We start from the raw sequence: 19,631 nt of genomic DNA, 5'->3' as shown, positions 1-19,631 counted from the left end.
TTGCACGAGCCTTGCCCGCCACTGCCACCGCGTCAAGAGCGGGCGTGCATTGTCATGCCGCCGGTGGCTACCTATGTCTCATGTGCCTTGTGATCGAAGGTGGGCCAAGGCTTCTTCTCCTAAGGGAGCTTGGGGGGTAACGGGTCACAGCCGGCCCGGAGGTTTCCCTTCGATCCGAAGATATTCGGAAAGCCGAGGGCCCCCTGCCGCTCTGTGAGCGACGTGGGGCCCGGTTGGCGGGACGAGGCCGAAAGCAAGGTCAGGGTCGTTTTCGTTTAGTGATTCCAAGCCAGTTTCCGCAGGTCAGAGACTCGCTATGCGTGGGCCGCTGCCCTTGGCGGGCCTTTGAACCCGTACAGGCAGCGGCCCGCTATCAGGCTTCGGTGCCTGCGCGATTGTGGCGTGGGTCACTCCCCAGGGGTTGCCGAACCGTGCTAGTCCAGTGTCTGCTCGTCCGATCTTCTCGGCGCTCGTGGGTGACTCGACGGAGCACGGATCGCTGCCCATCAGCGCGCGGTGGGCTCAGCTGCCGCGGGTGAACTCCCGCCCCCGCGCCGGCTTCACGCCGACTGCGTCAAGCTGACGCGCCGGATCGCGGCCGGATGCGGGAACGCGTGCGCCGCCCGCAGGGTGGCCTTGATGGCCGCCTGGTCCCGCGTCCCGCGTGAACCGGGCGTGCTTGGACACGTCCAGGGTGACGTCCCGGCGCATGACCACCCTCACGCGGTCCCGGGGCAAGCCCCACACGGTTCCGGCGGCCACAGCATTGGAGCTCGCCACAATGCGGGGGAAACTCCAAGGCGCGTCCGACTGGGTGCCGGGCACGGGTCGGAGACGACGTGATGACCGTGCACAAGGTGCGCGACGGCACGCTGCTCTGCGGTGCCGTCGGCGCGGTGGACGTGTGGCAGCGGCACGTCACGTGTGTCGACTGCCTGGACGGCCAGTAGTCCCGCAGCGAGCCCACCCGCCGTCAGCGTCCTACCCGATCCGGTCCAGGATCAGCGGTGTCGGCTCGTATGTGGTCGAGGCGCCGATGTCGTAGGCGCCCTCCAGGGCCGCTTCCGCGTAGGGGAAGGTTTCCGGGGTGTCCGTGTGGAGGGTCAGCAGGGGGGTGCCCGCGGTGAGGTGGTCGCCTGGGCGGGCGTGGAGTTCGACGCCGGCGCCCGCCTGGACGGGGTCCTCCTTGCGGGCGCGGCCCGCGCCGAGGCGCCAGGCGGCGAGGCCGACGGCGTAGGCGTCCAGGCGGGTCAGGACGCCGGAGACGGGTGCCGTGACCACGTGGCGCTCCCTGGCCCTCGGCAGGTCCGCGTCGGGGTCGCCGCCCTGGGCGGCGATCATGCGGCGCCACACGTCCATGGCGGAGCCGTCGGCCAGGGCCTTGGCGGGGTCGGCGTCCACCAGGCCGGCGGCGTCGAGCATCTCGCGGGCCAGGGCGAGGGTCAGTTCGACGACGTCGGCGGGGCCGCCGCCGGCCAGGACCTCCAGTGACTCGCGGACTTCGAGGGCGTTGCCCGCGGTGCGGCCCAGCGGGGTGTTCATGTCGGTGAGGAGGGCGACCGTCCGCACGCCGTGGTCGGTGCCCAGTTCGACCATGGTGGCGGCGAGTTCGCGCGCGTCGTCCACGTTCTTCATGAAGGCGCCGGAGCCCGCCTTGACGTCGAGGACGAGGGCTCCCGTCCCCTCGGCGATCTTCTTGGACATGATGGAGGAGGCGATCAGGGGCAGCGACTCCACGGTGCCGGTGACGTCCCGGAGCGCGTAGAGCCGCTTGTCGGCCGGGGCCAGGCCCTCGCCCGCCGCGCAGATGACCGAGCCGACATCGCCCAGGACGTTCATCATCTCCGGGTTGGTCAGCGAGGCGCGCCAGCCGGGAATGGACTCCAGCTTGTCGAGCGTGCCGCCGGTGTGGCCGAGGCCGCGGCCGGACAGCTGGGGGACGGCGGCACCGCAGGCGGCGACCAGCGGGGCCAGGGGCAGGGTGATCTTGTCACCGACGCCGCCCGTCGAGTGCTTGTCGGCCGTGGGGCGGTCGAGCGCGCCGAAGTCCATGCGCTCGCCGGAGGCGATCATGGCGGCCGTCCAGCGGGAGAGCTCCGCGCGGGTCATGCCGTTGAGGTAGACGGCCATGGCGAGGGCCGACATCTGTTCGTCGGCGACGACGCCGCGGGTGTAGGCGTCGATGATCCAGTCGATCTGTGCGTCGGTCAGCGCCGCGCCGTCGCGCTTGGCGCGGATGACGGAGATTGCGTCCATGGACGTGCACCTGTTCCTCTCGATGTGCCCGGCGGTGCCGGTGCCCTCAGCGTGGCAGCTGCTGCGGGCCGAACGCGTCCGCCAGCAGGTCCGCCAGCGGGCGCACCCCGGAGGGGGCCTCCACCAGGAGGTCCCCTCCACCGTGTTCCCACAGCAGTTGGCGGCAGCGCCCGCAGGGGGCGACGACGCCGCCGTCGCCGCCCACGCAGGTGAAGGCGACCAGCCGGCCGCCGCCGGTGGCGAACAGGTCGCTGACCAGGCCGCATTCGGCGCACAGGCCGACGCCGTAGGAGGCGTTCTCGACGTTGCAGCCGGTCACGGTGCGCCCGTCGTCCACCAGTGCGGCGGCGCCGACGGGGAACCCGGAGTAGGGGGCGTAGGCCAGGGACATGGCCTTGCGGGCCCGTTCCCGCAGCGCCGCCCAGTCGATCCCGGTCTCGGTCCCGGCCCCGGTCCCGGCCTCGGTCTCGGTCCCGACCTCGGTCCCGGTCTTGGTCTCGTTCTCGTTCTTGTCCGCGGTCACGCTCAGCTTCCCTCGCCTCGGCGGTAGGACCTGCCGACCGCGCGTGGCGCGCGGAGCCGCTGGGCGGCCAGGGAGAGGACGAGGAGCGTGGTGACGTACGGCGTCATCTCCACGAACTCCAGCGCCACGGTGTCGGTCAGCGCGTACCACAGCACGAGCAGCACGGCGATAACGAGGGCGACGGCGGCCTGGACACGGGCCCCGCGGGCGCCGCGCAGGCCCGCGCGCAGCTTCCAGACGGCGAGGACGACCAGCAGGACGGCCATGAGCAGCAGCATGGCGTGCACGGTGGTGCCGCCGCCGACGACGCGCAGGGCGTCCATGAAGCCGAAGAGTCCGGCGCCCATGGCGACGCCGCCGGGGCGCCAGTTGCCGAAGATCATGGTGGCGAGGCCGATGTAGCCGCGGCCGCCGGTCTGGTTCTCCTGGTAGAAGTGCACGCCGATGGCGAGGAAGGCGCCGCCGAGCCCGGCCAGGGCGCCGGAGACGAGCAGGGCCGCGTACTTGTAGGTGTAGACGTTGACGCCCAGCGACTCGGCGGCGACCGGGTTCTCGCCGCAGGAGCGCAGCCGCAGCCCGAACGAGGAGCGCCACAGGACGAAGAAGGTGCCGGCGAACAGGACGACGGTCAGCACGGTCACCCACGACACCTCGTCGACGAGGGCGCGCAGGATGCCCGCGAGGTCGGAGACGAGGAACCAGTGGTGCTTCTCGATGCTGCCGAGGCCGTCGGCGAGGCCGGGGACGGTGAAGGTCGGCATGTCGTCCATGGGCGGCGACTGCTTGTCGTTGCCGCCCGCGCGGGCCGCGTCGCTGCCGGGTGCGCCGAACCACAGCTTGGCCAGGTAGCGGACCAGGCCGAGGGCGAGGATGTTGATGGCGACACCGGAGACGATGTGGTCGACGCCGAAGGTGACGGTCGCCAGCGCGTGCACCAGTCCGCCCAGCGCGCCGCCGACGATGCCGGCCAGGACAGCGGCCCACGGGCCGTGCTGCCAGCCGATCCAGCCGGCGGCGAAGGTGCCGAGCATCATCATGCCTTCGAGGCCGATGTTGATGACGCCCGCGCGTTCGGCCCACAGTCCGCCGAGGCCGGCCAGGCCGATGGGGACGGCGGCGCTGATCGCGGAGGAGAACTGGTCGCTGTTGCTGAGCTGTTCGTCACCGGTCACGACGCGGACGAGGGAGAGCAGCAGCAGGCCGCCGGCGATCAGCAGCAGGACGACGGGGTAGGAGAGCCGGCGCCGGCCGCCGGTGGCGGCGGACGCGGTGGCGGACGCCTTCTTCGGCGCGGGCGACGTGGAGGTGGTGCTCATGCGGTGGCCCCCGCCTTCTGCTCGGTGCCGTCCTCGGCGCCGGCGCCGGCCCGGGCGCTCAGCTCCGCGCCGACCTCACGCTGCTGCCGGCGCAGCACGATGCGGCGGACGATCTCGTACGCGATGACGACGCACAGCACGATGATCCCCTGCATGACGCCGACGATCTCCTGTGCGTAGCCCTCGAACTCCAGCTGGATGCCGGTCCGCTCCAAGAAGCCCCACAGCAGGGCGGCGAGGGCCATGCCGACGGGGTGGTTGCGGCCCAGCAGGGCGATGGCGATGCCGGTGAATCCGACGCCGGTGGGGAAGTCGGTGCCGTAGCTGAAGGACTTGTTCAGCAGGGTCGGGATGCCGACCAGTCCGGCGACGGCGCCCGACAGCAGCATGCTGGTGACGACCATCCGGCGGACGCTGACGCCGCTGGCCGAGGCCGCGGACTCGCTGCGTCCCACCGCGCGCAGGTCGAAGCCGAAGCGGGTGCGGCCGAGGACGAACCAGTAGGCCAGGCCGACGACGGCGGCGACGACCACCGTGCCGTAGACCGGATCCGGGTCGGTGGGGATGAGGAAGAAGTGGCCGGAGTCGGGGATGGTGGGCGTGTGGAAGAGGTTGCCGTCCTTGACGGCGAGCTTGTCCTCGGCGAGGAAGTAGCCGATCAGCGAACCCGCGATGGAGTTCAGCATGATCGTGGTGATGACCTCGCTGACGCCGCGGGTGGTCTTCAGCACGCCCGCGATGCCCGCCCACAGCGCGCCGACCGCCATCGCGACCAGGATGATCAGCGGGATCTGGAGCACGCCGGGCAGCGTGACCGCCCCGCCGACGACGGCGGCGAAGAACGCGGCCACGCGGTACTGGCCGTCCACGCCGATGTTGAAGAGGTTCATGCGGAAGCCGATGGCCACGGCCGCCGCCGAGAGGTAGTACGGGATCGCCTTGTTGATGATCCACACCTGGCTGTCGCTCTTCGAGCCGAAGTCGACCATCACGAAGAAGGCGTGGAAGGGATCCTTGCCGGTCACCATGATGACCAGGGAGGAGAGGAGGAACGCCGCGAGCAGCGCGAGCGCGGGCGCGGCCAGCGCCTGGAGGACGGCCTGGACGCCGAACCTGTTCTTCAGACGGCTCACTTGTCGCCCCCCGTCCCGTCGTCCTGGTGCCTCGGCCCGTCGTCGCCGCCGGATGCCGTCCCGTCCTCCTGGTGGTCCAGGTGGCCGGTGGCCGCACCGGTCATCGCCGAGCCCAGCTCCTGAGGGGTGACGTGCGCCGGGTCGGCGTCCGCGACCAGACGCCCCCGGTACATCACCCGCAGCGTGTCGGAGAGCCCGATCAGCTCGTCCAGGTCGGCGGAGATCAGCAGCACGGCCAGGCCCTCGCGGCGGGCGGTGCGTATCTGGTCCCAGATCTGCGCCTGCGCGCCGACGTCCACACCCCGGGTGGGGTGGGCCGCGATCAGCAGCTTGGGGTGGTGGCTCATCTCGCGGCCGACGATGAACTTCTGCTGGTTGCCGCCGGACAGGCTGGCGGCGGTGACCTCGATGCCGGGGGTGCGCACGTCGTACTCCGCGACGATGCGCCCGGCATCCGCCCGCGCCTCCCCCAGGGCGAGCAGCTGGGGCGCGCCGGGGATGCCGAGGGCCGGCCCCTTGGTGTTGGGCTTCTCGGTGACGTGCCCCAGGATGCGGTTCTCCCACAGCGGGGCCTCCAGCAGCAGCCCGTGCCGGTGCCGGTCCTCGGGGATGTAGCCGATGCCGCTCTCCCGCCGGACACGGGTGGGCGCGTGGGAGATGTCCTGGCCGTCGAGGGTGAGGGTGCCGCCGTCCGGGTCGCTCATGCCCATGATGGCCTCGACCAGTTCGGCCTGCCCGTTGCCCTCCACGCCGGCGACACCGAGCACCTCGCCCTTGTGGATGGTGAAGGAGATGTCGTCCAGCACGGTGCGGGCCACCCCGTCGGAGCCGGTGGCCGACAGGCGCAGCCCCTCCACGCGCAGCATCGGGATGTCGGTGACGGTGGACTCGCGCGTCTCGGCGGACGGCAGTTCGCTGCCGACCATCAGCTCGGCCAGCTGCTTGGGCGTCGTCTCCTCGGGGGCGACGGAGGCCACGGTCGTACCGCGCCGGATCACGGTGATCGCGTCCGCGACGGAGAGCACCTCGCCCAGCTTGTGGGAGATGAACAGGACGGTCAGCCCCTCGGACTTCAGCTCGCGCAGGTTGGCGAAGAGCGCCTCGACCTCCTGCGGGACGAGCACGGCGGTCGGCTCGTCGAGGATGAGGGTGCGGGCGCCGCGGTAGAGGGCCTTGAGGATCTCCACCCGCTGCCGGTCGGCCACGCCCAGCTCCTCGACGAGGGCGTCGGGGCGTATCCCGAGCTGGTAGGCGTCCGACAGCTCCTTGATCTTCTTACGGGCCCGGGAGCCGATGCCGTGGAGCTTCTCCGCGCCCAGGACGGTGTTCTCCAGCACGGTGAGGTTGTCGGCGAGCATGAAGTGCTGGTGCACCATGCCGATGCCGCGCGCGATGGCGTCGGCGGGGCTGTGCAGCGTGACCGCCTTGCCGTCGATGCGGATGACGCCCTCGTCCGGCCGCTGCATACCGTAGAGGATCTTCATGAGGGTGGACTTGCCGGCCCCGTTCTCGCCGACGAGGGCGTGCACGGTGCCGCGGCCCACCGCGATGTCGATGTCCCGGTTGGCGACCACGCCCGGGAACCGCTTGGTGATGCCGCGCAGTTCGACGGCCGTGCCGCCGACCCCGCTACCGCCGTCCGCCGTCCCGGAAGCGCCGGGCCCCGGGCCCGCACCGGGCGGCGCGCTGCTGCTGCCGCTGGACTCGCTGGACACTTGACTGACGCGCTCCCTGGTTGAGCTGGGTTCCCGTGGGCCGGAGGGTGCGGGCCTGGTGCGGTCCTCACCGGCACGGGTGCGAAGGGGCGGCGGCCCCGGCGGCCGGCGCGGGCGCGCGCGGCGGGCGGGGCCGCCCGTGGAGGATCAGGGCTTGGCCGGGACCTTCACCTTGCCGGAGGTGATGTCCTCCTTGGCCTTGTCGATGTCGTCCATGACGTCGTCGATGAAACCGCCCGAGGTGGCGACGGAGACGCCGTCCTCCTTGAGGGAGAACGTCTGGTTGCCGGAGAGCGGCTTGCCGTCCTTCACGCTCTTGATCAGCTCGTAGACGGCGACGTCCACGTTCTTGACGGACGAGGTCAGGATCGCGTTCCTGTACTTCTGCAGGCCTTTCTGCCGGTACTGGTCGGAGTCGACCCCGATGGCCCAGGCGCCCTTCTTCTTGCTGACCTCTTCGATGGAACCGGCGCCCGACTGGCCGGCCGCGGTGTAGATGACGTCGTTGCCGCGCGCGAGCATGCCCTTGGCCATGTTCTTGGCGCGGTCGGGGGCGTTGAAGCCCTTGTCGGACTCCTTGTAGAGGTAGTCGACCTCCACCTTGACCTTGGGGTCGGTGTCCTTGACGCCCTTGACGAAGCCCGCCTCGAACTTCTGGATGAGCGCGTTGTCCACACCGCCGATGAAGGAGACCTTCTTGCTCTTGGTCTTCTTGGCCGCGGCCACGCCCACCAGGTAGGACGACTCGTTCTCGGCGAACGTCATCCCGACCACGTTCTTGGCGTGGGACTGCTCGTCGACCACGCCGAAGGTGGTGTCGGGGAAGTCCTTGGCCACCTTGTTGACGGACTTGCCGTAGTTGAAGCCGACGCCGATGACGGGGTTGTAGCCGGCCTTGGCGAGGGAGATGAGCCGCTGCTCGCGGGTCTCCTCCGTCTCGTTGTTGCCGGCGGTCATCTCCTTGGTCGTGACGCCGAGTTCCTTCTCGGCCTTGTCCGTACCGCGCGCGGCCGCCTCGTTGAACGAGTGGTCGTCCCGCCCGCCGACGTCGAAGGCGAGCCCGACGCCCTTGTTCTTCTTGCCGCCGCCCGACTCCGTAGAGCTCTCACCGCACGCGGTGGCCGTCAGTGCGAGAGTCGCGGTGGCGGTGACCGCGACAGCCAGCTTTGTTACCCGACGCAACGGAGTCCCCTTCGAGTCGTGGAAGCACCGGTTCCGGCACCGTGGTTGGGTTCCGGTCCTTGAGACGGCCACACATTAACGCGCGTAGATTTCCAGCAGAAGGAGACGGGAACCAGCCGTTATCGGATCGTCGCGAACGCCCCTCGGCGATCCCTTCCCGAAAAGGCCCTCCGAGGGCCCGGAGGCTTGCCCTCCGGGCCTCGGGACGGAGGCTTCGCGGAGCCCCCGCAAGCCCCCGCGAAGCAAGAAGCTCCCCGGGGGAGCCTCTCGGAGGGGAACCTCTCGGAAGGGAGCTTTCCGGATCAGGAACGGTGCAGCAGAGCGGCGGCCGTGAACAGCTCCACACCCGTGGTGATCGCGGACTCGTCGGCATCGAAGTCGCCCTGGTGCAGGTCGCGGCTGCGCCGCTCCCCCGGAGGGCGCACGCCCAGCCGGGCCATCGCGCCCGGCACGTGCTCCAGGTACCAGGAGAAGTCCTCGCCGCCCAGGCTCTGCTCCGTCGTCTCCACGGCCGCGGCCCCGGCACGCGCGGTCATCGCCTCGCGCAGCAGCGCCGTCGCGGACGGCTCGTTGACCACCGGCGGCACCCCGCGCACGTACGTCAGCTCGCACTTGGCGCGGTGCAGCGTGGCCAGCTCGTCGATCGCGGCGTGCACCAGGTCGGGTGCCTCGCGCCAGGTCGGCAGGTCGAGGCAGCGCAGCGTGCCGGACAGCTCTGCGCGCTGCGGGATGACATTGGGCGCGTGCCCGGACTCGATACGGCCCCAGGTCAGCGCGAGACCCGACCGGGCGTCCACCCGGCGGGCCAGCAGGGCGGGCGCCTCGGTGACCAGCTTGGCGGCGGCGGTGACCAGGTCGGTGGTCAGGTGCGGGCGCGCGGTGTGGCCGCCGGCGCCGCTGAGCACCACCTCCAGCCGGTCGCAGGCCGAGGTGATCGGCCCGGCGCGCAGCCCGATACGGCCCGCGTCCACGCGCGGGTCGCAGTGCACCGCCAGGATCGAGCCCACACCGTCCAGCACCCCGCAGTCCACCGCGTCCGCGGCACCACCGGGCAGGACCTCCTCGGCGGGCTGGAACAGCAGCCGCACCCCTCGCGGCAGCGCCCCCGCACGGGCCAGCTCCGCCAGCACCAGCCCGGCACCGAGGACGACCGTGGTGTGGACGTCGTGCCCGCAGGCGTGCGCCCGCCCGGGGACCGTCGAGCGGTAGGGCACCTCCTTGGTGTCCGGGATGGGCAGCGCGTCGATGTCGGCGCGCAGCGCCAGCAGCGGAGCGCTCTCCTGGGCGCCGTCCTCGGCCCGGCCCCGCGCCTCGGCGCCGGCGCCGGCGCCGGCGCCCGGGAGGATGTCGCAGATCAGGCCGGTCCCCATCGTGAGCACCTGGGGCCGCAGCCCGGCATGCTCCAGCCGCGTCTTGATGGCCGTCGTGGTGCGGAACTCCTGGTTGCCCAGCTCCGGGTGCATATGGATGTCGCGGCGGAAGGCGATCAGCTCGCGCCGGAGGGGTTCGGTCAGACGGCCGGGAAGCTCGGGCAGCACGCCGGCGGCTCCGCGTGCGTCCACCTCCGGTGCTGCAGGGGACAGGAGTTCGTTCATGGTGCGAAGACTAGGCCCACCGCGACCGCAACTCACCAATGATCCCCCAAAGTTCAACCTCACAGGGGAAGAAAAACTAGGCTGTGCGGCGGTTATGTCCCCTTGCGGCTGGGTATAGCTCTTCGCTTGCCCACGTGTCCCGCCGCCGGTCCCCGGTGACGCCGTGCCGGGTACCCGGCACGGCGACCGGTCACACGCCCCGCTGCGGGGCCGGAGGAAGCCGGCGCACCCCGCGGGCCGTACCGGTCACCCCCGCGAGGAAGCCCTCCGCGCGGGGCGAGGCGGTACGGGTCAGCCAGGCCGGGTCCACGTCGCAGACGGCGACGGTGACGGCGGTGCCCGCCAGGGCGAGCGGCAGGGTGTGGACGACGGTGGAGGGGAAGCTGAGGATCGTCCGGCCGACGGGACCGCGCCGCGCGACCAGTTCCAAGGGCAGGTCCGGGCGGACGATCTCCAGCCCGGTGGCGGCACTGACCTGGGCGAGCTTCTCCCCGCTTTCGCGGCGGTGCGCGAAGTAGCGGGTGGCGCCGTAGGTGCGGGCCAGCGAGGCGACGGCCTCCAGATACCGCTCCACGTCCACCACGCCCGTCTCCACCAGAGAGGTGCCCACCAGGTCGGCGCCCTTGGTCAGCCGGGGCGGCCCGAACCGGCTGCGGGTCCAGGCGAACTCGTTGGCCGTCACCGTGACGTTCTCGGGCGGCTCCACCGGCATGGAGCTGAAGACCTCCACCGGGCGGGAGCCGTCCGGACGCGGGGTCAGCCGGCGGCGCGCGCGGCGGGAGACCGGCGCGAACAGCATCCCCCGCACCCCTCCCCGCACACCCCGCCGGTGCCAGCGCACAAAACGCTCACCGCGGGCCAGCTGGGCGACGAACTCCATGGTCGCGGTGCCGTCGTCCACCACGGTGATCCGCCGCGCGGCACGCGCCGGGGTGAGCGCCAGCAGCAACTGCACATACCGCGAGAACGGGTCACCGATCACCAGGGTGCCCGCCCTGCGGAGCCGCCGGACGAGGGAGAGCAGGCTGGTCACGGCCCCCGCCACACCGTCACGGGCCTCCTGCCAGCGCACGGTGATCCCCTCGTCGCGGGCCAGCTCGGCCATGCGGCGCAACTGTCCGCGGGTCATGGGGTCGTGCGGGGGCAGCACGACGAGAGTGAGGGGCGAGGCCGTGGCGGGCGCGGGATGGTTGTGCGCCCACTCGAGGACGTTGAGGAGCTGGACGGGGCTCTCGACGAACGCGAGAGCCCCGTCCAGCGGCCCCGGGGCGGCTCCTTCCCCGGGGCCGTTCGCGGCGCCGCTCACCGGCCGGACCGCGGGGGCTCCGTCGTCGGAGCGGACCGCGGGGGCTCCGTCGTCGGAGCGGTTACGGGACATCTGCGCACACGCTCCGTTCCGCTGAGAGGACCCGGGGCCGGTCAGACCGCAGCCGGCTCGCGGGTCCCCTCCTCCGTCTCCTCGGCGACGACGCCCTTGACCCGGCGCAGCTTGCGCATGGGCGCCAGCTCGCTGTCGTAGACCTTCTTCACGCCGTCGCCGAGGGACTCCTCGATGGTGCGGATGTCCCGCACCAGGCGCGTCAGCCCCTGCGGTTCGACGGAGGCCGCCTGGTCCGAACCCCACATGGCGCGGTCCAGGGTGATGTGCCGCTCCACGAAGACGGCACCGAGGGCGACGGCCGCCAGGGTCGTCTGAAGCCCCGTCTCGTGGCCGCTGTAGCCGATCGGGACGTTCGGGTACTCCTCCTGCAGGGTGTTGATGACCCGCAGGTTCAGCTCCTCCGCCTTCGCCGGGTAGGTGGAAGTGGCGTGGCAGAGCACGATGTTCTCGCTGCCCAGCACCTCCACCGCGTGCCGGATCTGCTTGGGGGTGGACATGCCGGTGGAGAGGATGACGGTGCGGCCGGTGGCGCGCAGGGCACGCAGCAGGTCGTCGTCGGTCAGCGAGGCGGAGGCCACCTTGTGGGCGGGCACGTCGAACTTCTCCAGGAAGGCGACGGCCTCCTCGTCCCAGGGGGAGGCGAACCAGGCGATGCCGCGCTCGGCGCAGTGCTCGCTGATGGCGCGGTACTCCTCCTCGCCGAACTCGACACGGTGCCGGTAGTCGATGTAAGTCATGCGGCCCCACGGGGTGTCCCGCTCCAGGTCCCACTGGTCGCGCGGGGTGCAGATCTCGGGGGTGCGCTTCTGGAACTTCACGGCGTCGCAGCCGGCCTCGGCGGCGGCGTCGATGAGGGCGAACGCGTTGTCGAGGTCACCGTTGTGGTTGATGCCGATCTCGCCGGTGACGTAGACGGGGTGGCCCGGCCCGACGGTCTTGGTGCCGAGGGCGCGGGTGCGGGGGCTGTTGCTGCTCATGTTCATCACTTCCGGGGGTTTGATCCGTGGGTGCCGGCAAAGGGGTCGGGGTGGCCGGCGGGGGTGGGTGACGGGCTGGTCGGGTAGGGTTTTCGCAGGTCAGGAGGCGGCGGGTGGGGGCGTCGGGTTCGGGCGGGTTCCTTTGTGGGTGGGCCCACAAAAGCCCTGAAGCCCGCCCTCACAACTCCGGCCCCACCAGCCACCCCGCGATCTCGCGGACGGCCCCCGCGCCGCCGCCCCGCGTCGTGACGGCACGGGCGGCGGCCCGCACCACGTCGTGGGCGTCGGCGACGGCGACGGGCCAGCCCGCAAGGGCGAAGCACGGCAGGTCGTTGGCGTCGTTGCCCGCGTACAGCACCCGCTCGGGGGCGATGCCGCGCTCCTCGCACCACTGCTTGAGTGCGAGGTCCTTCCGGTCGATGCCGTGCAGCACCGGCAGCCGCAGCTTGGCGGCGCGGGCGGCCACGACCGGGTTGGTCTCCGTGGAGAGGATCAGCACCTCCAGTCCCGCGCGGCGCAGCGCGGCGATGCCGAGGCCGTCCCCGCGGTGCACGGCGACGGTCTCCCTCCCCTCGGAGTCGACGTACACCCGGTCGTCGGTCTGGGTGCCGTCGAAGTCCAGGACGACCGCGTCCACGTCCTCGCGGGTGGGCAGGGCGCCGGGCCCGTCGCGGCGCGCGTCCAGCAGGGGCGCCAGGGCGCGGGCGCGGGCGAGGTCGTGCGGGTCGTCGATCTCCAGGACGCGCGCCGGGTCGGTCCGCACCACGGCGGTCCGCCCGAAGAACCGGTGCCCGGCCTCCCGGAAGCCGATGGCGTCCATGGCGTAGGCGGCGCCGGTCTCCAGCAGGTCCTCGGGCCGGTCCTGGCGCCTGGGGCGGACGGAGCGGTCGTGGTTGACGCCGTACGCGCTGCCCCGCTCCGCCACCGGCGCGCCGCGCGTCCCACCGGACGCGCCCTCGCCCGACGGCGAGCCGCCGTACGGACCGCTCCCGCCCCCCTCCCCCATGCCGCCGCCGTGACCATCGCCGCCGTGAGCATCGCCGCCGCCGTGGCCGTCGCCGTCGCGCCAGACGAACCCGTGGAAGGGCGCCACCGTCAAGGCGCTGTCCGCACCGTCGTCGATGACGGCCGACGCGACGCGTTCGACGTCCTCGCGCACCAGGAAGGGGCTGGTGCACTGGACGAGCAGCACGGTGTGCAGCGGCCTGCTGTGCCGCTTCTCGTAGACGTCCATGGCGTGCAGGACGGCGGCCTCGCTGCTGGCCAGGTCGCCCGCGAGGTCGGCGGGGCGCTCGACCACCTCGGCACCGGCCGAGCGGGCCGCCTCGGCGATGGCGCTGTCGTCGGTGGAGACGACGACGTCGGTCACGTTCCGCGCGGCCAGGCACTCCCGGGCGGCGCGGGCGACCAGCGGGACGCCCCCGACCGGCGCGAGGTTCTTGGCGGCCACGCCCTTCGAGCCGCCCCGTGCGGGTATCACCGCGAGAACGGCGGGGGTTGGCGACATGCTGGCTCCAGGAAGGTGAGACAGGGGATCAGGCAGGGACGAGGAGCGGCCGGCCGCCGGCGCGGCACGTCCGGTGGGGCCTGCGGAGTCCGTGAGGTCTGCGGGGTGCGCGGGGCCTGCGAGGTGTGCCGGGCGAGGGCCCGCGTGACCGGGAGAGGGGACCGGGCGCGCAGCGCCACGACCGCCCGGGCTCCCAGGGCCTCCTCCCACCGACGGCGCCGAGGACGCGAGGGACGCGACGGACGCCAAGGCCCCCAGGGACGCCAAGGACGCAGCGCCACGACCGCCCGTGACCGTCGCCCCGCGACCGCCCGGGGTCACAGTTCGCCCGCTTTCCGGATGAGCGGGGCGACCCGCTGGACCCCGTGCCGGTAGGCGCCGCGTGCCGCCTCGCGGACGACGCGGCGCACCAGTCCGCGCCCGGTGGTGCCCGGACCCGCGGGCACCACCGCGTCCCCGGCCGCGCTCGCCGAGAGGGAGCCGTCCGGTCGCAGTCCGTAGCGGCGCAGGATGCCGGGCAGGTAACCGGGGGCGGTGCGCGCCGTGTAGTACGGGGCGAGCGGCGGCAGTCCGGCCGAGAGGGAGCGGGCGGCGAGGTCGGCGACCCGTCGCCGGGCGGCGTCGAACCCGGTGCCGCCGCGCACGCCCTGCCGCAGCGCCCAGGTCTCGTCGGCCTCGGGCAGCAGGCCGTCGTCGAGCTGGTCCCAGGAGGCGAGGCAGCCGGAACCGGTGAAGTAGTGGTTGCCCAACGCCTCGCGGACGCCGAGGTCGGTGAGGACGGCGGTGGGCACGGACCGGTGCAGGGATTCGAGCGCGGCGGTGGAGCTGACCGTCACCAGCAGCCCGCCGGTGCGCCCGACCCGGTCGAGGATCCGCCCCATGTTCCCGTAGACGAGGCGGCAGTTGGGCGGCAGTCCGCCGTCGGCACCGCCGGATCCGGTCAGTTTGCGGACGAGCTTCTGGTAGGGCAGTTCCTCGATGTGGGTGGTGTGCTCACCGGGCCTGCTGCGCAGCTTGATCAGCACCTCGCGTTCGGGGTGCCGCAGCGCGTGGGAGACGGCCCGGCGCAGGAGGTAGGCGCGGTCGGCGCGTGCGGCGGGCACGGAGGGCTGGACGGCGAAGACGACGGTGAACCGCCCGCCCTCGCCGGCCTCCGCGCCGGCGCCCTCCCCATCAGCGGCCTCCGCACCGGCGACCTCGGCATCAGCGGTCTCCACCTCGCCGGCCACCGCCCCGGCATCATCCGCACCGGCACCACCCGTCCCGGCATCATCCGCACCGTCATCATCCGCACCGTCACCGTCCGCCCCGGCCCCCTCCAGGAACGGGAGCGCGCAGGTGACCACGCTGTCCGGGGCGGCGCCCACGCCCGCGTAGACGGCGCGGAAGCGGTCGGCGTCGTATGCGGAGTTGGCGAGGACGACATCGGCGCCGTGCCGCAGCAGCAGGCCGTCGGTGAGCTTCTCGTAGACGACGCCGACGTAGCCGGTGACGACCACGGGGCGGCGTGCGGGTCCGGCGCCGGACGCGTCCGTGACGGCCCGGCGCAGGCCGTGGATCATGGCCTGGACGGCGCCGCCGACGCAGGCGAGCACCAGCACGTCGTAGGCGCCGGGTGCGGTGGCGGCGCGCAGGAACTCCGGGGTGGTCACCTCGCGCAGGGTGTCCACCCGCACCCCGACCTCGGCGAGCTGGCGCGGCGTGGGGGTGGCCCGGCCGCGCAGCAGCAGCCCGTCGATGGCGGCGTCCGGCGCCAGCCTGCGGGCGGTGAGGACGCCCCACTTCCACCGGGTGTCGGAGTCCGCGAGCACGGCGACCCGCCGGGGTCCCGGCGCCGTGCCGGGAGCGGGCGCGGTCACCGGATCCGGGGTCTCGGGGGACCGGTGCCTCTCCGGTGAATGGGCGGCCGAAGGCGGGGAATCCGGGGAATGCGCGGGGGTGGGAGTTTCTGGAGACTGCACGTCGCCGACGTTAGGAAGGGATTCCGCAAGGCGGCCCAACGTGAAGGCAACAGACGGTTAACAGCGCGCCGACGAATGGCCAACGCCCCCGCGCCGCCACCCCGTTCACCATCCCGCCACGTGGCGTTCACCCCCCGGCTCGCAGCAGGTCAAGACGGGGCGGGGCACACCACCTACCGTCCCTGGGGTGGTCAAGCTCTCCGTCATCGTGCCGTTTTACAACGTGCAGTCATACGCCGCAGAAACGCTACGGAGTCTCAAGGCGAACGCGCGCCAGGATTTCGAATTCATTCTGGTCGACGACGCCTCGAAGGACGAGACGCCGGAGATTCTGGAACGCGCCGAAAGCGATCTGAAGGCCGTCGCGCGGGTGACGCGTGTACGGCACGCCGACAACGGCGGTCTGGCGACCGCGCGCAATACGGGCCTGGACCGGGCGAACGGCGAGTTCGTCACCTTCCTGGACGGCGACGACTGGCTGGCGCCCGGCTACTACCCCCGGCTGGTCGCCTGCATCGAGCGGCTGGGCTGCGACTTCGTCCGCACCGACCACATACAGTGCACGGCACGCTCCCGTACGCTCGCGCGGGTGCCGCACGGCCGGCGCGGCGTGGTGGGCGATCCGCGGGAGGCGATCCTCCCCGCCGGGCGGAGCACCTCCGTGGACTACGCCTACGCCTGGGCGGGGATCTACCACCGCCGGCTGCTGGACGCGGGGCTGCTGCACTTCACCGACGGGCTGCGCACGGCCGAGGACCGGCCGTGGATCTGGCGGCTGCACCGGGAGGCCGGCTCGTTCGCCGCGGTCGGCCTGCTGGGCGTCTTCTACCGGCGCGGGGTGGCCTCCTCCCTGACGCAGATCGGCGACGTGCGGCAGCTCGACTTCATCCGCGCCTTCGACCAGGTGGTCGAGGAGACCGCGCGGGACCGCGACGCCGAGGTCCTGCTGCCGAAGGCGGTCCGCAGCTACTGCGCGATCATCTCCCATCACCTCACCAGCGACCGGTTCGAGCCGCACGTGGCCCGCAAGCTGCGGTCGATGAGCGCGGCGGCCCTCAAGCGGCTGCCCTCCGGCCCGCTGAACCAGGCGCTGGACTCGATGGACACCGAGCGGGCCTCCCGGCTGCGCCGGCTGCGCCGGCGGCCGGTGGGCCAGGCGGCCGCGCAGCCCCCCGCGACAGCCGTGCACCGGACGGAGGCCGCCGCCTGATGCGTACACAGCTCTTCTTCGCCTCGACCCTGTACGGCGCCGCGACGCTGGCCGCCGCCCTGGACGACGGCCGTTTCGAGGACGCCGACCAGCGGCTGCTGCTGGTCAGCAACAACGCCGCGAACCCGGAGACGACGCCCGCGCTCGACGTCATGCCGGGTTTCGAGCGGCTGCGCGGACGCTTCGACCGGGTGCTGTCGTGGAACGAGACGATCCGCCCCTTCCACCCCGGCGGCTGGTCGCCCCGGCCGGACGACGCGCCGCTGTGGGAGCGGTATCTGCGGACGCTGTGGAACCTGGGCGACGGCCTGGAGGACGAGGTGACGCTCGTCCTGGAGTCGATCCAGGTGGAGCCCGCGCTGGCGGTGGCGCGGCTGTTCCCGGACGCGCCGGTCGAGGTGTACGCGGACGGGCTGATGAGCTACGGCCCCACCCGCAACAAGCTGGACCCGCTGGTGGGTTCGCGGGTGCGCCGCCTGCTCCACCTGGACCTGGTCCCGGGCCTTGAGCCGCTGCTGCTCACGGAGTTCTCGGTGCCGTCCGAGATCGTCCCCACCGCGGCCTTCCGCGCGGTGCTGGCCGAACTGGCCGAGGACGTGCCGCCGTCGGTGACCGAGCTGCCGCGGGGCGGGGCGCTGCTGCTGGGGCAGTACCTGTCCGCGCTGGAGATCCTCACTCCCGGCGAGGAGGAGGACCTCCACCTGCGGATGCTGCGCGGGGCCGCCGCGCGGGGCCACCGCGACGTGGTCTTCAAGCCGCACCCGGTGGCCCCGGCCCGCTACTCGCGCGCGCTGGAGAAGGAGGCCGGCGAACTGGGTGTCACCCTCACCGTGCTGTCCGCGCCGGTGCTGGCCGAGGCCCTGTACGAGCGGATGCGCCCGGCGCTGGTGGTGGGCTGCTTCTCGACGGCCCTGCTGACCGCCTCCGCCTTCTACGGGCTGCCGGCGGCGCGTACGGGCACGGAGCTGCTGCTGGAGCAGGTGACGCCGTACCAGAACAGCAACCGCATCCCGGTGACCCTGGTGGACGCCCTGCTCCCCGACCTCGGCACCGACGAGGGCACCGGCCTGACCCCGCGCACCGTCCCCGACCTGGCGGGACTGGTGCGCACCGTCGGGTTCTGCATGCAGCCGCGCGTCCTGCCCGAGCTGCGCGACGAGGCGGAACGCTATCTGGCGGCCCACCTCTCCCCCGCGACCCGCCGCTACTTCAAGCGCCGCCGGCTGACCGCCCTCGCCCTCCCCGGTGCCGTGCCCCGCCAGTTCGCGTTCGTGCCCCGCAACCCCACGGTCCGCCGTGTGGCCCGCAGGGCCCGTGCCCTGAAGCGGGCGGCACTCGGCTGAGGGAGGGGAACGGGCACTCCCGGGGACAGGAAGCGTCAACCACGCGTTGACACCAGTCGAGCGTCAACCTAGGGTTGCCCCATGGGAGAACACGTCACCATGACACAACCGGTACGCCTCGACGACCTCATCGCGGCCATCAAGAAGACCCACACCGACGCCCTGGACCAGCTGAGCGGCGCGGTCGTCGTGGCCGACCACCTCGGAGAACTCGCCGACCACCTGATCGGCCACTTCGTGGACCAGGCACGGCGCTCCGGCGCGTCCTGGACCCAGATCGGCACGAGCATGGGCGTCACCCGGCAGGCGGCGCAGAAGCGCTTCGTGGCCAAGGACCCCGGCGAGCCCTCGGACCTCGACGCCTCACAGGGGTTCAGCCGCTTCACCGAGCAGGCCCGCAACGTCGTCGTGGCCTCACAGAACGAGGCCCACGCGGCGCGCAGCCCCCGGATCGGCCCCGCCCATCTGGTGCTGGGCCTGCTGGCCGAGCCGGACGCCCTCGCGGCACGGGCGCTCCTCGCCCAGGGGGTGACCCTGGAGGCCGTCCGCGAGGCCGCCGCGGCCACCCTGCCCGCGGCGGCGGACGAGATGCCCGCCCTCATCCCGTTCGACCCCGGCAGCAAGAAGGCGCTCGAACTCTCCTTCCGCGAGGCCCTGCGGCTGGGCCACGACCACGTCGACACCGAGCACCTGCTGCTCGCGCTGCTGGAGAACGAGCAACTGCAGGGCGCACCGGGTGTCCTGGACGGACTGGGCATCGACAAGGCCACGTCCGAGGCACACATCCGCGAGGCGCTGTCCGCCGCAGCGGACGCCGAGGGCGCCTCGGACACCGAGAACACCGAGGACGCCTCGGACACCTGAGGCAACTCGGACCCCTGGGCGGCGAGGCGCCAAGACGGCCCCAGGCGGCCACACGGCCACACGGCCACACGGCCACGCAGCCAGACGGAGGGACGGCCAGGTGGCCAGATGGCCAAATGGCCAAGTGGCCAAGTGGCCAAGTGGCCAAGTGGCCAGGTGGCCAGGTGGCCGGACCGCCAAGGCGCCGACGGCGGACGGCTCGCAGGAACCGGCGGTGCCGTCCGGCCGGACGAGCCGCTGGGCGGGCCGGGCGGTCCGCCCAGCGGCTCGGCGGGGTCCCAGGAGCGCGGCGTCTCAGGGCCGTGGACCAGCGCGATCAGCAGCCCGGACCCGGACAAGCCGAGGGGCGGAGGCGGAGGGCCGTGACATGGGCGCACTTTCCGGGCAGCGGGTCCCTCCCCGCGGCATCCCCGGCCCGTGACAGGTTCGCGAGGGCGGCGCGCTGGGCAGTCATGGACCCGTACATCCGTCGAACCGCCGGGGGGATGGGGATGCACAGCAGGGGAGCAGCGGCCTGCCGCGGTCTCGCCGCAGCGACGGCCGCGGTGCTGGCCACAGGAGTCCTGGCAGGCTGCCAGGCGAAGGACACCGGAGCCGACGGACCGCTGGTGCGGATCTCCGAGGCCCCGGCGAAGGCGCCGGCGGGGCCGCCGAAGCAGCCGCCGGCG

At 72.6% G+C, this 19,631-nt stretch carries 14 protein-coding genes; 3 read left to right on the top strand and 11 right to left on the bottom strand.

What is annotated here, in order from left to right:
• Window positions 1–981 precede the first annotated feature (981 nt).
• From FM076_RS20875 to FM076_RS20825, 11 genes are all read right to left on the bottom strand, one after another.
• Window positions 982–2,256, bottom strand: a complete 1,275-nt coding sequence (locus tag FM076_RS20875) for a thymidine phosphorylase (protein ID WP_173872493.1) — start codon at window positions 2,254–2,256, stop codon at window positions 982–984.
• A gap of 46 nt (window positions 2,257–2,302) precedes the next feature.
• Window positions 2,303–2,686 carry a cytidine deaminase gene (locus FM076_RS20870; RefSeq protein ID WP_345945440.1) on the bottom strand — a complete coding sequence of 128 codons (384 nt, stop codon included), beginning with the start codon at window positions 2,684–2,686 and terminating at the stop codon, window positions 2,303–2,305.
• A 95-nt stretch (window positions 2,687–2,781) separates the two neighbouring features.
• Window positions 2,782–4,095 (bottom strand): ABC transporter permease, encoded by a 1,314-nt coding sequence (locus FM076_RS20865; RefSeq protein ID WP_173872491.1) that lies wholly within the window; start codon window positions 4,093–4,095, stop codon window positions 2,782–2,784.
• Window positions 4,092–5,228, bottom strand: coding sequence for an ABC transporter permease (locus tag FM076_RS20860; RefSeq protein WP_173872490.1), 1,137 nt, complete (start codon window positions 5,226–5,228; stop codon window positions 4,092–4,094). The genes FM076_RS20865 and FM076_RS20860 overlap by 4 nt, the downstream gene beginning before the upstream one ends.
• Complete coding sequence (locus FM076_RS20855; protein ID WP_173872489.1) at window positions 5,225–6,943, bottom strand: ATP-binding cassette domain-containing protein; 1,719 nt, start codon at window positions 6,941–6,943, stop codon at window positions 5,225–5,227. Before FM076_RS20855 ends, FM076_RS20860 begins: the two co-directional genes overlap by 4 nt.
• A 147-nt stretch (window positions 6,944–7,090) precedes the next feature.
• Complete coding sequence (locus tag FM076_RS20850; protein ID WP_173872488.1) at window positions 7,091–8,125, bottom strand: BMP family lipoprotein; 1,035 nt, start codon at window positions 8,123–8,125, stop codon at window positions 7,091–7,093.
• Between the two features lie 302 nt (window positions 8,126–8,427).
• Window positions 8,428–9,720 (bottom strand): amidohydrolase, encoded by a 1,293-nt coding sequence (locus FM076_RS20845; RefSeq protein WP_173872487.1) that lies wholly within the window; start codon window positions 9,718–9,720, stop codon window positions 8,428–8,430.
• Between the two features lie 190 nt (window positions 9,721–9,910).
• On the bottom strand, window positions 9,911–11,098 hold the full coding sequence (locus FM076_RS20840; RefSeq protein ID WP_243274587.1) for a hypothetical protein: 1,188 nt from the start codon (window positions 11,096–11,098) through the stop codon (window positions 9,911–9,913).
• A gap of 41 nt (window positions 11,099–11,139) precedes the next feature.
• On the bottom strand, window positions 11,140–12,078 hold the full coding sequence (locus FM076_RS20835) for an N-acetylneuraminate synthase family protein (RefSeq protein ID WP_428814952.1): 939 nt from the start codon (window positions 12,076–12,078) through the stop codon (window positions 11,140–11,142).
• Between the two features lie 178 nt (window positions 12,079–12,256).
• Window positions 12,257–13,585 (bottom strand): acylneuraminate cytidylyltransferase, encoded by a 1,329-nt coding sequence (locus FM076_RS20830; protein WP_173872485.1) that lies wholly within the window; start codon window positions 13,583–13,585, stop codon window positions 12,257–12,259.
• 317 nt (window positions 13,586–13,902) lie between these two features.
• Window positions 13,903–15,444 (bottom strand): DUF6716 putative glycosyltransferase, encoded by a 1,542-nt coding sequence (locus tag FM076_RS20825; protein ID WP_345945129.1) that lies wholly within the window; start codon window positions 15,442–15,444, stop codon window positions 13,903–13,905.
• A gap of 289 nt (window positions 15,445–15,733) precedes the next feature.
• Here FM076_RS20825 and FM076_RS20820 point away from each other — a divergent pair, with 289 nt between their 5' ends.
• From FM076_RS20820 to FM076_RS20810, 3 genes are all read left to right on the top strand, one after another.
• Window positions 15,734–16,756 (top strand): glycosyltransferase, encoded by a 1,023-nt coding sequence (locus FM076_RS20820; RefSeq protein ID WP_173872484.1) that lies wholly within the window; start codon window positions 15,734–15,736, stop codon window positions 16,754–16,756.
• Window positions 16,756–18,099, top strand: coding sequence for a polysialyltransferase family glycosyltransferase (locus tag FM076_RS20815; RefSeq protein WP_173872483.1), 1,344 nt, complete (start codon window positions 16,756–16,758; stop codon window positions 18,097–18,099). Before FM076_RS20820 ends, FM076_RS20815 begins: the two co-directional genes overlap by 1 nt.
• 81 nt (window positions 18,100–18,180) lie before the next feature.
• Window positions 18,181–18,963: a Clp protease N-terminal domain-containing protein gene (locus FM076_RS20810; protein ID WP_173872482.1), complete on the top strand. Its 783-nt coding sequence runs from the start codon at window positions 18,181–18,183 to the stop codon at window positions 18,961–18,963.
• Window positions 18,964–19,631: the final 668 nt, after the last annotated feature.

Source organism: Streptomyces albus subsp. chlorinus (assembly GCF_013302895.1).
Taxonomy (GTDB): domain Bacteria; phylum Actinomycetota; class Actinomycetes; order Streptomycetales; family Streptomycetaceae; genus Streptomyces; species Streptomyces chlorinus.
Note: the sequence above shows the minus strand (reverse complement) of the source record. Positions and strands in the feature narration are given on the sequence as shown.